Origin of the sequence: Mesorhizobium sp. M0800 (assembly GCF_040320095.1) — a bacterium.
Classification (GTDB): domain Bacteria; phylum Pseudomonadota; class Alphaproteobacteria; order Rhizobiales; family Rhizobiaceae; genus Mesorhizobium.
In genome coordinates, this window is the sequence record NZ_JAMYOZ010000006.1 from 226,384 (window position 1) to 239,313 (window position 12,930).

Annotated in this window: 11 protein-coding genes; 4 read left to right on the forward strand and 7 right to left on the reverse strand. The window is 62.9% G+C overall.

What is annotated here, in order from left to right:
* Positions 1-215: 215 nt before the first annotated feature.
* From NKI18_RS11085 to NKI18_RS11115, 7 genes are all read right to left on the reverse strand, one after another.
* Positions 216-1,616 (reverse strand): SWIM zinc finger family protein, encoded by a 1,401-nt coding sequence (locus NKI18_RS11085; RefSeq protein ID WP_352615042.1) that lies wholly within the window; start codon positions 1,614-1,616, stop codon positions 216-218.
* Positions 1,617-1,808: 192 nt separating this feature from the next.
* A complete protein-coding gene (locus NKI18_RS11090; RefSeq protein ID WP_352615044.1) occupies positions 1,809-3,089 on the reverse strand; it encodes an amylo-alpha-1,6-glucosidase in 1,281 nt (426 codons plus the stop codon).
* Between the two features lie 32 nt (positions 3,090-3,121).
* The gene (locus NKI18_RS11095) at positions 3,122-4,162 is read right to left on the reverse strand and encodes an ABC transporter ATP-binding protein (protein ID WP_352615046.1); all 1,041 of its coding nucleotides are present in this window, start codon (positions 4,160-4,162) and stop codon (positions 3,122-3,124) included.
* Positions 4,163-4,183: 21 nt separating this feature from the next.
* Positions 4,184-5,026, reverse strand: a complete 843-nt coding sequence (locus NKI18_RS11100; RefSeq protein ID WP_023676032.1) for a carbohydrate ABC transporter permease — start codon at positions 5,024-5,026, stop codon at positions 4,184-4,186.
* The gene (locus NKI18_RS11105; protein ID WP_352452410.1) at positions 5,023-5,868 is read right to left on the reverse strand and encodes a carbohydrate ABC transporter permease; all 846 of its coding nucleotides are present in this window, start codon (positions 5,866-5,868) and stop codon (positions 5,023-5,025) included. The genes NKI18_RS11100 and NKI18_RS11105 overlap by 4 nt, the downstream gene beginning before the upstream one ends.
* Positions 5,869-5,943: 75 nt before the next feature.
* Positions 5,944-7,212 (reverse strand): ABC transporter substrate-binding protein, encoded by a 1,269-nt coding sequence (locus NKI18_RS11110; RefSeq protein WP_352615049.1) that lies wholly within the window; start codon positions 7,210-7,212, stop codon positions 5,944-5,946.
* 36 nt (positions 7,213-7,248) lie between these two features.
* A complete protein-coding gene (locus NKI18_RS11115; protein ID WP_352615051.1) occupies positions 7,249-8,292 on the reverse strand; it encodes a LacI family DNA-binding transcriptional regulator in 1,044 nt (347 codons plus the stop codon).
* Positions 8,293-8,519: 227 nt separating this feature from the next.
* Here NKI18_RS11115 and NKI18_RS11120 point away from each other — a divergent pair, with 227 nt between their 5' ends.
* The 4 genes from NKI18_RS11120 (at position 8,520) to NKI18_RS11135 (ending at position 12,927) form a co-directional block, all read left to right on the forward strand.
* Entirely contained in the window at positions 8,520-9,494 is a 975-nt protein-coding gene (locus tag NKI18_RS11120) for a sugar-binding transcriptional regulator (protein WP_023676028.1), read from the forward strand.
* Between the two features lie 44 nt (positions 9,495-9,538).
* Complete coding sequence (locus NKI18_RS11125) at positions 9,539-10,984, forward strand: ABC transporter substrate-binding protein (RefSeq protein ID WP_352455241.1); 1,446 nt, start codon at positions 9,539-9,541, stop codon at positions 10,982-10,984.
* A gap of 152 nt (positions 10,985-11,136) precedes the next feature.
* The gene (locus tag NKI18_RS11130) at positions 11,137-12,060 is read left to right on the forward strand and encodes a carbohydrate ABC transporter permease (RefSeq protein WP_352452414.1); all 924 of its coding nucleotides are present in this window, start codon (positions 11,137-11,139) and stop codon (positions 12,058-12,060) included.
* A 9-nt stretch (positions 12,061-12,069) separates the two neighbouring features.
* Positions 12,070-12,927: a carbohydrate ABC transporter permease gene (locus NKI18_RS11135; RefSeq protein WP_023676025.1), complete on the forward strand. Its 858-nt coding sequence runs from the start codon at positions 12,070-12,072 to the stop codon at positions 12,925-12,927.
* The last annotated feature ends 3 nt before the right edge of the window (positions 12,928-12,930 follow it).

Consider the following 12,930-nt stretch of genomic DNA (forward strand, 5'->3'; position numbering starts at 1 on the left):
GGGCAGCGGCGGACGACGCTTGAGTGTCGTCGGCGCGGCCGGCCGCAGCGCGACGTCGAGCGCTTGTGCTGCGATTGCCAGGAGCCGGCGCTCCTGTTCGTCGGGATTTGCACCGCCGGCGATTGCCTTCCATCCGGCCGGAGCCAGATCGAGCGTAGCACCGCCGGTGATCCAGCAATCGCGCATTGCCGCCAGGCCTGTTTGCTCGCTTTCGTTCACGCCAGATCAAGCCTCCCGAACTCGCTTTGCGCCGCCAGAAGCTCAAGCCGGGCGCCGTTCCAGAGCGCTGCCGTGGCCGCAAGGTCGAGGCCGAGCAAGGTTTGATCTACCGCGCCGGCGATCGGCAAGGCGATCCCCTGCGGTTCATCCTCCGCCTGCCACCATGCCGTGCCCCGATCGTCGAGCAGGATAGCGCCGGGCGGCAGCATGAGGGGACAATCGGCGATCCAGGGCGCGGCGTCCTGATGGGAAGCATGCGTGGCGAGCGGATCCTTCGCGGTGCCAAAAGCAAAATCGGGCCACGCGCCGGGCGCAACCTCCCCCATGCGCTCCACCACGAGGGCGCGGAGCGGCATGCGTGATGGATAAAACACCAGTCGGGCATTGAAACGGTCGCCTGGTGCAAAAGCGTTGGACCGGCGCCCGGCCGAAGCCGGGAAAAAGTCGAGCAGCACGGCAAATTGCGGGGTGGCGCTTTTCAAATCGAGCAGCCAGGTCGAATGGCTGACCAGACCATCGCGGCGGCTCTCGATCTTCTCGCCGAGAACTTCCCAGAGGCTTTCAACCTGTCTTGCATCCGGACTGCTGAGAACCTGTTCGCGGGGTTCAGACGTTGATACGAGGCGCTTCAGCTCGGGGTCGTCGGGCTCCGACCGCCACGCCTTGGCCAGCAGCACGAGCTTGCCGAGCTCGCGGATTGCCGCATCAGACCGTTCCTCGCTGCGCAGCGCCATCAGCCGCGACGGAATCTCGTCGATACGGCCGGCGAGCGCGGCTGCCTTCATATCGACTAGCCGCGCAGCAATCCGCCGGCAACGGTCGCTGCTGGCGTCGACAAACCCGGACAGACCGAGCCGTAACTGGTCGGCTATCCACTGATCAAGCTCATCGAGCCCAGCCGACACTGCTTCTCGTGTGCTTTCCGCCCGCTTGCGCTGCGCCGCCTCGCGACGCTCCAGCGCCGCGATGTCTTCAACGGCGGTGCTCTCGTCGGCTTGTGAGGCTTCGCCGATGCGCTTGGCTTCCGCACCGGGTGCCGGTTGCGCCGGCTGTGGCGTTGTCTTCCTGCGTCGGCCAAGCCAGTCATTCACCCATTCCGGCGTGGTATTGGCAGCGGCAAAACTGGCTGGCGCGGTGGCGGCAATCCACATCAGGGCCAGCGTGTGCTTGCATGGGAATTTGCGCGAAGGGCAGGTGCATTTGTAGCCGTGATCACCCGTGTCGACCACCACTCGATAAGGATTGGAGCCGGAGCCCTGGCATTCGCCCCAGATGAGCGCCTGCTGCTCATGCTTTTCGAGCCGCGGCCAGTTCGTTCGTTTGCTGAGCTTGGAGGCGGCGCTCAGCGACGCCTGATCGGGAGCAAGCGCCTCAATGGTTTTCAGATCGAATTCCAAGCCGCGCTTCTCCCCGCCCCGACGCAGTATAGATAGCGGTTCGTGAAGAATTATTATAGCTCTGGCATGGTGAAGATTGGCATGCCTTGGCCCTGTTTTGATGGGCCAGGACATGCCTCAGACGCAAATGGGGTCGACTGTTATTCGGCAGACAGAACGGGCTTTGGTAGCCGGCGGCCTAGGCGGAAGCGTTCAGGCTCTGCCCTTCAGGAACTCGATCACCATTGCCGCGGTCCAGGTGAAGCGATTGCCGCCGAGCGGCTCGCCGCTGAGGGGATCGTAATATTCGGCAAAACCGCTCTCGGCGATCAGCTCGAGACTGGATTGCGTGATCCGTTGTGCGATTTGGCTGTGGCCGGCGGCGGCAAGGCCGTCGGCGATCATGTAGTTGACCACCAGCCAGACCGGGCCGCGCCAGTAGCGCTTTGGGTCGAAGCGCCCATCCTCAGGATCGTGCGACGGGACGATGTAACGCGCTTTGCCGGCGATGCGCTCGATCGTTGCAGCGATGGTCGCTGCCCGGCTTTCCGGGATGGCCGAAAATACCGACAGAATGCCGCCGACCGACGCGCTGTCAACATGCTTTCCGGCCACTCGGTCGAAACAAATGTACTGGCCATGCGCGTCGCTCCACAGCCGTTCCATTGCCGAAAGCCCCTTTTCGGCACGGGCGCGATTGGCTTCTGCGATTTCGGTTTCGCCAAGTGCCTCGGCGAGATCGGCAAGGTCGGCGGCGGAACGGATCAGGATGGCGTTGAAGCCGGGATCGACGACCTGGAATGGCGAGGCATCGTGCAGCCGGGCATTATCCCAGCCAAGCCCTTGGAAATGCTGCAACAGCCAGACATAGCGGTCATACTGTGCCTTGGTTGGACGATGCGCCGGATCGGCGTGCAGGATGTCGCGGCGGGTGTAGGGCTCGACGCCTTCGGTCGGCACGCGCTCGAACGCCTCGTCCCAGTCGATCGAGTTGTCGCGGCCGGACTCCCATGGGTGGATTATGGCGACCAGCCCTTCGCCGTCCGGGTCGCGATTTCCGTAGAACCAGCGGTGCCAGGCATCGATTTTCGGCAACAGCGCGCGGGCGCGCTCGGCCGCCAGGGTCTTGTCCTTGGCCTGGTCGAACAAGCGGCGCACGGCAAAGCCGGCGACCGCCGGCTGGGTGATGCCGGAGGTGGCAGTCGGGCGGTTGGTTCGCCAGACCTCCGGCCCGGGGAAATAGCCGTCGCTCCAGACATGGAAGACGATGTGCGGCACCATGCCGTCTGGCCATTGGTGGGCGAACAGCGTGTCGATCTCGGTCCAGGCGCGCGCCTCGTCATAGTGGGCAAGGCCGAGCGCGGTCAGGCAGGAATCCCAGTTCCACTGAAACGGGTAGAGGCCCTTGGTCGGTATGGTGTAGGTGCCTTGGTCATTTTCCCTGAGCACCTCGACGGCGCGGGCGATGGTTTCGTCGACAGCAAGAGATATCATCGGGGCGTTCGTACTTTCAGAATCGAAGGGGATCAAAGGGCGTTGGTGGTTTCGGGATCGAACCAGCGGATGCGATCGGGTTTGGGCGAAAGCCGCAAGTGATCGCCGACGGCGACCGTGGCATTCGATTCGAGGATGGCGCGGAACAGGCCCCCCTCGATGTCGCAGGTGACCAGCGTGTGCGGTCCGAGCGGCTCGACAACGCGCACGGTGGCGTTAATACCTTCGTTGCCGGCGTCCACATCCTCGGGGCGAATGGCGAATTCTATCGTCTGCTTGTCCGATTTGGGGCCGGGCAGCGTCAGCCCGGCGACGGTCCAACTGCCGTCGGCCGTCTTCGTCGCCGGGATGAAATTCATCGGCGGGTTGCCGATGAATGAGCCGACGAAGCGGGCCGCCGGATTGCGGTAGACCTCTACCGGCGAGGCGGCCTGGACGATACGGCCCTGATGCATGACGGCGATGCGGTCGGCAAGGCTCATCGCCTCGACCTGGTCGTGGGTAACGTAGATTGTGGTGGTCTTGGACGCCGCGAGCACACCTTTGAGCTCGGCGCGCATTTCGAGCCGCAGCAGCGCGTCTAGGTTGGACAGCGGCTCGTCCATCAAGATCACGTCAGGCTCCATCGCCAGGGCCCGGGCCACAGCCACGCGTTGGCGCTGACCGCCGGAAAGCTGGCCCGAATAGCGCTTCAAAAGCTGTTCGATATGCATGAGCTCGGCGGTACGGTTGACGCGCCCGTCGACCTCCTGCTGCGGCAGCTTCTTCATGCGCAGGCCGAAGGCGATATTCTCGAATACCGTCAGGTGCGGAAACACGGCGTAATTCTGGAACACCATAGCGATGCCGCGTTCGCGCGGCGGCAGATGGTCGACGCGACGGCCGCCGATCCAGACCTCGCCCTGGCTTGGCGTTTCCAGCCCGGCGACGATCCTCAGCAGCGTGGTCTTGCCGCAACCCGAGGCGCCAAGCAGCACCATGAATTCCTGGTCGGCGATGGTCAGGTCGATCGAATGCAGCGCGGTGAAGCCGCCGAAACGTTTTGCCACCTGCTTGATGACGATCTCAGCCATCGGCGTTCTCTTTTGTGCGCGTCATCGGTTGGCGATCCCCCACATGGCGAACAGATATTTGCGAACGGCGAAGATGAAGATCAGCGCCGGAATGACCAGTGCCGCGCCACCGGCAAATTTGAGGTAGAGCGGCGATTCGCCGAGGCTCTGCAATAGGAAGGCGGTCAGCGTCCGGTTCTCTATGGTGAGCACTGCGGCAGCAAACACCTCGTTCCAGGAGATGGTGAAGGCAAACACCGCCGACGCCGCGATGCCCGGCAGCGCCAGCGGCAGAATGACTTTTCGGAATGCCTGCAATCTCGTGCAGCCGAGCGTCCAGGCCGCCTCCTCCAGCTCGACGGGAATGCCGGAGAACAGCGAGAAGGTGATCAGCACCGCAAACGGCAGCGCCAGCGTGGTGTGGACCAGCGCCAGCCCGATCGCGGTGTCGTCGAGGCCGGTGCGGATGAACATCACCGCCAGCGGCAGCGCCAGCAGCGGCAGCGGGAAGGCGCGGGTCATCAGCACAAGGAAACGGAACGTTTCCTTGCCCGGGAATTCGAAGCGCGACAGCGCGTAGCCCGCGGGTGCGCCGAAGCCGATCGAGAGGAGCATCGTCAGCGTGGCGACGAGAACGGAGTTCCACAGCGCCTTGGCGACGCCGGCGAAATTGATGAAGAAAGAAAGGCTGCCGAAATCGAATGACGGGAAGAAGCGCTTGGGAAAGGCGGTCACCTCTTCCGGCGACGACAGCGCGTTGACGATCAACAGATAGATCGGCAGCAGCACCCAGACGCAAAGCAGGATGACCGTTGCGACCAGCAACCAGTTGCCGGCTTTGCGGGCCTCAGGCGCGGCGATCGAGAGCTCCGCGACAGTGCTCATATACGAGTCTCCTTCGGCACACGCAGCACCCGCAGGAAGAACAGCGTGAAGCCGATCGAGATGGCGAGGATGAACAGCGCCATGGCGGCGGCGACATTGTGGTCCTGCAGTGTGAACTGCCAATTGTAGGTCTCGCCCATCAGCACCGGCAGATTGGTGCCGCCGAGTGCTGCAACCACGGCAAAGACCTCAAAGGCAAGGATGACGCGCAGGATGATCGCCGTCTGCAGGCTTGGGCGCAGCAGAGGCAGCGTGATCTTGATGAAGCGCTTCCACGGGCTAGCGCCAAAAACCTCCGCCGCCTCGTAGTATTCCCGGGGGATCAGCCCCATGCCGGCGACCAGAATGACCATCATGATGGCGGTCGCGCGCCAGATCTCGGCCAGCGCCACGGCGATGAAGATCGTCAGCTTGCTCTGGTAGCCGAGGAACATAACCGGCCTGTCGATGACGCCGAGATTGGAGAGCAAGGTGTTCAGGAAGCCGGACTGGTCGAAGATGGCGAGCCAGATCAGCCCGGCGGCGAGATCGGAGATGCCGAGCGGAATAGCGAAGATGTAAAGCGCAGCGCTGCGCCCGGTTTCAAGCCGCGACACCACCGTTGCCATCAGCAGCGCCATCACCAGTTGGATCGGCACGACGATGGCGCTCAGCAGCAGCGTATTGCGGACAGTGACCGGGAACTTCCAGCTGCCCGCCATGGTGCGGAAATTGTCGAGCGTAAAACCGCCATCGCGGGTGAACGCCTCGAAGGCGACCAACACGAACGGGTAGAGGAAAAAGACACAGAGGAACAGCGTCGCCGGCGTCAGCAGCAGATAGGGCAGGGCCTTGCTGTGCATGGAGCGCTCTCTATTCGAAGCTTCAAAAGGGGTGGGCGCCCGGCGCGCTGGAAATCCGGACGCCCGGGAGGATTCTTAATCGACCGGGCAGGCGCCTTGTGAGGGCTTGTCGGGCGCCCAGCATGGCGCCTTCGCCTGGTCGATGATCGCCTTCAGCGCCGTCGCCTGTTCGTCGAGCACGCCGTGCACATCCTCGCCGCCGAGCACGATGCGCTCGAAGCTGTCGGTGTAGACCTGGTTGAACTTGCCGCCGAGGCCGCCAAGTCCCATCGGCAGCAGCGCCGGCAACGCATCGGGAGCTCCGGTCATGGTGGCGATCACTGGGCTGAAGGCCTTCACCGAGGCCGGCATGTCGTCTGGCAGCTTGACGTCGACGATGGGGAAGAAGTTTGTCGCCTTCAGCGTCGCGATCTGGGTTTCCGGTTTCAGCATATAGGCGACCAGCGCCTTGGCCTTGTCCATGTCAGGCGAGGTCTTCGGGACAGCGACGCCGGCCACCACCGGCATGTAGCCGCGGCCTGCCGGGCCAGCCGGCGCCGGGAAGGCGACAAACTCGTCGGGTTTCTGGTTGAAGGCGTCGGCGAGGCGCGCCACGTGATCGAATGCCACCCAGACTTCGCCGGTCAGCAGCGGCTCCTGCATGAAGGCATAGTTGGTCGAATTCGGGTTGGTGTATTGCCACAATTCCTTGAACTTGTTCCACGCCGTCTCGGCCTCCGCCGAGCGGAACTTCGTCACCATCGAGCCGGTATACGATGGAAGGAGAAAACCCTCGAAGAAACGGTGCTTCAGCCCTTTCGGGCCGGCCGGAAAACCGAATTTGGGCGAACCGGTCTTTTCAGCGATGTTTTTCGCCCACTCGATCAGTTGGTCATAAGTGATGGTGTTGAGATCGGTGCCGGCCGGCAGATATTGCAGCGCCTGTTTGTTGGCCGCCATCAGGAAGGTGGCCTGCATCCATGGCAGGTACTTCTGCTCGCCGGTGCCGAGCATGCCGAGCTTCTTGTAGGTCTCGTTGACCTTGACGCCACCGAGATCGACGCCAGAGAGATCGACAAGGTTCGCGCCGACGGTGGAGAAGTCTCCGTGCAGGCCGCCGAGCACGCCTATGGTGCCGGAGCCGGCCTGCAGTTCGGCCTGAAGGCGGGTGAGCCAGGGCCCGTCCTCGGCGACCTGATAGTCGACCTGGCCGTCAAACCCCTTCAGCACTTCGCTGCGCATCTTCTGTGTCTCTTCCACTGGTCGCGCCTGTGTCGACCAGAACAACACCTGCTGGGCTTGTGCTGCGCCGGCAGCAAGCGACAACGCCAGCACCGCACCTGCCAATGTCCTCAACGCATTCATCGTCGTCTTCCTCCCTGGTTGTGCGCCGCTAAGGCGTCAGTTCCGTCCTGTGGGTGCCGGGCCATGGCTTGCCCGCGAGACAAGTGTCGGCCGGACCAGCCGCGTCAGTGGCGCGTCCGGCCTGTCGCCGATGACGGTCAGCAGCATCTCGCCGATCTCGCGCGCGCACCGGCGGATCGAGGCGTCGAAAGTGGTCAGCCCCGGCGGCGCATAGGCGGAGGCGGCTATGTTGTCGAAGCCGATCACCGAAAGGTCGCGAGGAATGGCAAGTCCGGCGCGCCCCGCCTCTTCCATCACAGTCAGCGCCAGCTCGTCGAACAGCGCGACAATCGCCGTCGGCCGCTCGGTGGCGTGCAGAAGCCGGTTGATTGCCTGGATGCGGGCACCGCGATCGAAACGCGGCGCCGTCGCCACATCGAGCCTGACGGACGGATCGCCCCGGCGGGCGATCGCGGCGGCGAGCCCGTCCTGTCTGAGATGGCGAAATGTCATCGGCTCGGAAATCGTCACCAGGCCGAAATGGCGGTGTCCGAGATCGTAGAGCATGTCGAAGGCCTCGCCGAATGCGTGCGCGCCATCGGTATCGAGCCAATGGTAGGCAAAGTCGCCGTCGAGCAGCCGGCCATGCGCGACGAACGGGAAATTGCGGTGACGCAGATAGGCAAGCCGCTCGTCGACCTCGGCGATGCGGGTGACGACGACGCCGTCGGCGCGCCCGGATTCGACGACATGGCGAAGCACGGAAAGTTCCGACTGGCCCTGCGCCGCTGCGGCCAGGATCAGGTCGGAGCCGTGCGAAACCAGCCCTTCGCCCAATCCGGTGACGAATTCGCCGAGGAAGGAATCGACCAGATTGGGACCGCGGATCGGCAGCACCATGCCGACGAAGCCGCTGCGGCCGGAGACCAGCGTGCGGGCTGCGGTGTTCGGCACATAGCCGGCCTGATGCGCAGCCTCGGTGACACGTTGGCGCGTTTTCAAGGCGATCTGCTCGTGGCCGGCAAGGGCGCGCGAAACGGTCGTAATCGACAGGCCGAGCTGCGCAGCAAGTTCCTTCAGGGTGGTAACGCGGGCCGGCATCGTTCCTCCCGAACGAAGTTTGAAACGTTTGTAATCACTTCAAGCGAAATTGCAAACGTTTCAAATGACGCGCGGTCAGTGTTGTTTCTTGCCCATTGGTTAGCGCGGCCCTATTCGGCCCCGGCCGGCAAGCTCCTGGCCGGAGATTTAAACGCAGCGGTTGCTTGACTCGGGTGACGCCTTGTGAAAAATTTTGCAGCAACTGATAAAAATATCAAAGGGCGGAAATGGTTGGTTTTGGCAACGGCCTGCTGCGCGACGATGAGACCGGCATGGCAGCCCGTGCCGCCTGGCTTCACTATGCCGGCGGCCTGACCCAGTCGGAGGTCGCCAAACGGCTTGGCCTGACCAGTCTCAAGGCGCATCGCCTGATCACCAAGGCCAATCAGGAAGGCCTGGTCAAAGTCTACATCGACGGCGAAGTCTCAGAATGCGTGGAGCTTGAGGATGAGTTGTCCGGCCGGTACGGCCTCGACTACTGCGAGGTGGTTCCGGACTTCGATGCCGAAGACCTGCCGCTCAAGGCGCTCGGCATTGCCGGCGCGCAGTTTCTCAAGCGCGAGATCGAACGCGGCGAAGAGGCGCTGATCGGCGTCGGCCACGGCCGCACGCTTGCCGCCTGCGTCGAATATCTGCCGCGCATATCGGCCGGCAGGATCCGTTTCGTCTCGCTGCTTGGCGGCCTGACGCGCAAGTTCTCGGCCAATCCGCATGACGTCATCCACCGCGTCGCCGAACGCACCGGTGCGGAGGCCTATGTGATGCCCGTACCGATGTTCGCCAACACGGTCGAGGATCGAACAGTGTTGCTCGGGCAGAAAGGCGTCAGCGATGTCTTCGACCTCGCCAAGTCCGCCGACTTGCTCATCGCCGGCATCGGCACCGCCGAACGTGAGGCCTCGCTTGTCGCCACCGGTATGATCGAGAAGGGCGAGATGGAGGAGATCCGCCGCAACGGCGGTGTCGGCGAACTGCTCGGCCATTTCTTCGACGATGCCGGAAAGGCCGTTGCGACGACGCTTTCCGACCGGGCGCTGGCACTGGCGCGCGAAGACATCAGCAACCGCAGGATTGTCGCCGTCGCCGGCGGCAAGGTGAAGGTTCGCGCCATCAAGTCAGTGCTGGAGGGCCGTTATCTCAAAGGCTTGATAACCGACGAGCGGACGGCGCGATCGCTCGTGGAACAGACGCCGGTCGGGTAGCCGGCAACCATTTCGTTGAAACTACCCTGTGGAGGAGAAGAGAAATGCATGAGAAAGAGAAAGACCTCATCGACGCATTCCTGCGTGGACAAGTCGACCGCCGTGGGCTGATCAAGGGCCTCGGTGCAATGGGCCTTGCCGCCAGCACCGCCGGCACACTGCTCAATTTCGGGCAGACCCGCGCCCTGGCGGCTGATTTCGACTGGCAGGCGCATAAGGGCAAAACCATCAAGCTGTTGCTCAACAAGCATCCTTACGCCGATGCGATGATCGCCAACCTCGACAATTTCAAGAAGCTGACCGGCATGGAAGTCGTCTATGACGTGTTCCCCGAAGACGTCTATTTCGACAAGGTTACCGCCGCGCTGTCGGCCAGCTCGCCCGAATACGATGCCTTCATGACCGGCGCCTACATGACCTGGACCTACGGTCCGGCCGGCTGGATCACCGACCTCAACGAATGGATCAAGGATCCGGCCAAGACCAACCCGAAATATGCCTGGGACGACTTCCTGCCCGGCGTCAAGAACTCCTGCGCCTGGAACGGCCAGCCGGGCGGCGCCCTCGGTTCGGCGGACGCCAAGCAATGGTGCATTCCGTGGGGCTTCGAGCAGAACAACATCACCTACAACAAGGGCATGTTCGACAAGGTCGGCGTCAGCGTTCCCGGCAATATGGATGAGATGGTCGCTACGGCGGCGAAGCTCACCAAGGACGTCGGTGGCGGCGTCTACGGCATCGGCGTGCGCGGCTCGCGCTCCTGGGCAACGATCCACCCGGGCTTCCTGTCGGCCTACGCCAATTTCGACCAGAAGGACCTGAACGTCTCGGCTGACGGCAAGCTGTCGGCCGCGATGAGCACCGCCGAATCCAAGGCTTTCCACAAGCAGTGGGTCCAGATGATCCAGGAGAGCGGCCCGAAGGACTGGTCGACCTACACCTGGTACCAGGTCGGCACCGATCTCGGTGCAGGTGCTTCGGCGATGATTTACGACGCCGACATCCTTGGCTACTTCATGAATGGCGGCGACAACAAGATGGCCGGCAAGCTCGCCTTTTCGGCATTCAAGGCCAATCCTGCCGCCAAGGCGCCGACGCCCAATATCTGGATCTGGTCGCTGTCGATGTCCAACTTCTCCAAGGACAAGGACGCCACCTGGTACTTCATGCAATGGGCATCCGGACCCGAGCATGCATTGTTCGGTGCGACCAAGATGGACTTCGTCAATCCGGTTCGTCAGTCGGTCTGGAACGACGAGATGTTCCGCGAGAAGCTGAACAAGAGCTATCCGGGTTATGTCGAGATGTTCGACGTCTCGGCGCCAGGCGCCAGCATCAAGTTCACCCCGCAGCCGCTGTTCTTCGATCTCACCACCGAATGGGCGGCGACGCTGCAGAAGATGGTGGCCAAGGAAGTGCCGGTCGACGAGGGCCTCGACAAGCTGGCCGAGAGCATCAACAGCCAGCTCAAGGAAGCCGGGCTCGGCTAAGCCGCGGCCAAGGCTGGCCCGTCCGCGGGCCAGCCTTTGAGATGTGATACGTTTGCGACGCGGTCCCGAAAGGTGCCGCCTGCTCGCCCGACCGGCCGCCTTGCTCCCTTGGGCGGCCGGGACGGCGAAGCAACAGGATGACGGAGCAGCCGATGACTGCGGCGACAATACAAAGAAACAGGCCGTCGGGCTTCAGGATCAGCAAGCGGGTGCTGCCCTATCTCCTCAGCCTGCCGGCTCTGCTGGTCTGCATCGGCATCCTGATCCCGTTCCTGACGTCGGTGGTCTATTCGTTCCAGCGCTACCGGTTGAGCCAACCCTGGGCGCGGCAGTTCAACTGGGGCGACAACTATATCTCCTTCTTCACCGACCCGAAGTTCTGGAACACGCTGGAGATCTCGCTGCTCTACGCCGGCATCACCGTTGTGCTTGAACTGCTTCTCGGTCTCGGCATCGCCATGCTGCTGCAAAAGCGCTCGACGCTGAACAACTTCATCTCGATCATGCTGCTGATGCCGCTGATGACGGCGCCGGCGCTCGCCGCGCTGATGTGGAAGCTGATGACCAATCCCGGTTTCGGCGTGCTCAGCTATCTCGCCAGCCTGATCGGGTTGCAGGATTTCCGCTGGGCCTCGTCTCCGTCGACGGCGCTGCTCACCGTCGTGCTCGTCGACATTTGGGTCTACACCCCCTTCATCATGATCCTGCTGCTTGCAGGCCTGCGCAGCCTGCCGACGCAGCCCTTCGAGGCGGCAGCACTCGACGGCGTGCCACGCAGCTTCGTCTTCTTCCGCATCACACTGCCGATGCTGACCCCCTACATCCTGACGGCGACCCTGTTCCGCCTGCTTGATTCCATCCAGCAGTTCGACATCATCTACGCCATGACGCAGGGCGGTCCGGGCGACACGCTGACCGTGTTCCAGGTCGAGGCCTATCTCAATTTCTTCCAGTCGACCAATGTCGGCCGCTCGGCGGCACTGATGATCATCCTGTGGGCGATCACCTATTTCCTCTCGAACATTTTCATCAAGAACTGGCTGCGACTGCGCGAACGCGCCCGCGGCCAGGCATAGGAGGCTGGCGTGGAACACACCTCGCTTCTCGAACGCATCCTGCGCGGCATTGCCCTGGCGCTGGTCGTGATCTTCTTCATGTTCCCGATCGTCTGGATCCTGATGATGTCGTTCCAGACCAATGAGACAATCCTGCGGATTCCGCCGCAGCTTGTCTTCGAGCCGACGCTCGCCAACTACACTGCCTTGATCACCGGCAAGCTGATGACGGCGGCCGGCACGCTCGACATCGCCTTCATGCGCAACCTCTGGAATTCCGTCTTCCTGTCGGTCACCTCGGTTGCCGTCGCGTTGCTGCTCGGCGTTCCGGCGGCCTACGCCTTTGCGCGGCACAAATTCCGCGGCTCGGAGGACATTGCCTTTACGCTGCTGTCGTTCCGGTTTGCGCCGGCGCTGCTGGTGCTCCTGCCGCTCACCCTCTATTTCCAGAAGCTCGGGCTGGCCAACACCTATATCGGGCTGATCTGGGTCTATCAGCTGATCTGCCTGCCGTTGATCCTGTGGATCGTGCGCGGCTATTTCGAGGACATTCCCGCCGACATCGAATACGCCTACCGCATTGCCGGACATTCCTGGTTTGCCACCTTCCGCAAGATCGCGCTGCCGCTCGCCGGCCCAGGCATTGCCGCTGCCGGTCTGCTCGCCTTCATCTTTGCCTGGAACAATTTCGTTTTTGCGCTGGTGCTCGCCTCGGCCGACAAGCAGCCGGTGACGGTCGGCGCGCTCGCCTTCATCACCTCCTCGGGCATCCAGTATGGCCAGATCTCGGCGGCGATCGTGCTGTCGATCACGCCAACGCTGGCGCTCGCGCTCTATGCGCAACGCTATCTCGTCGAAGGCCTGTCGCTTGGCGCGGTGAAAGGATAGTCC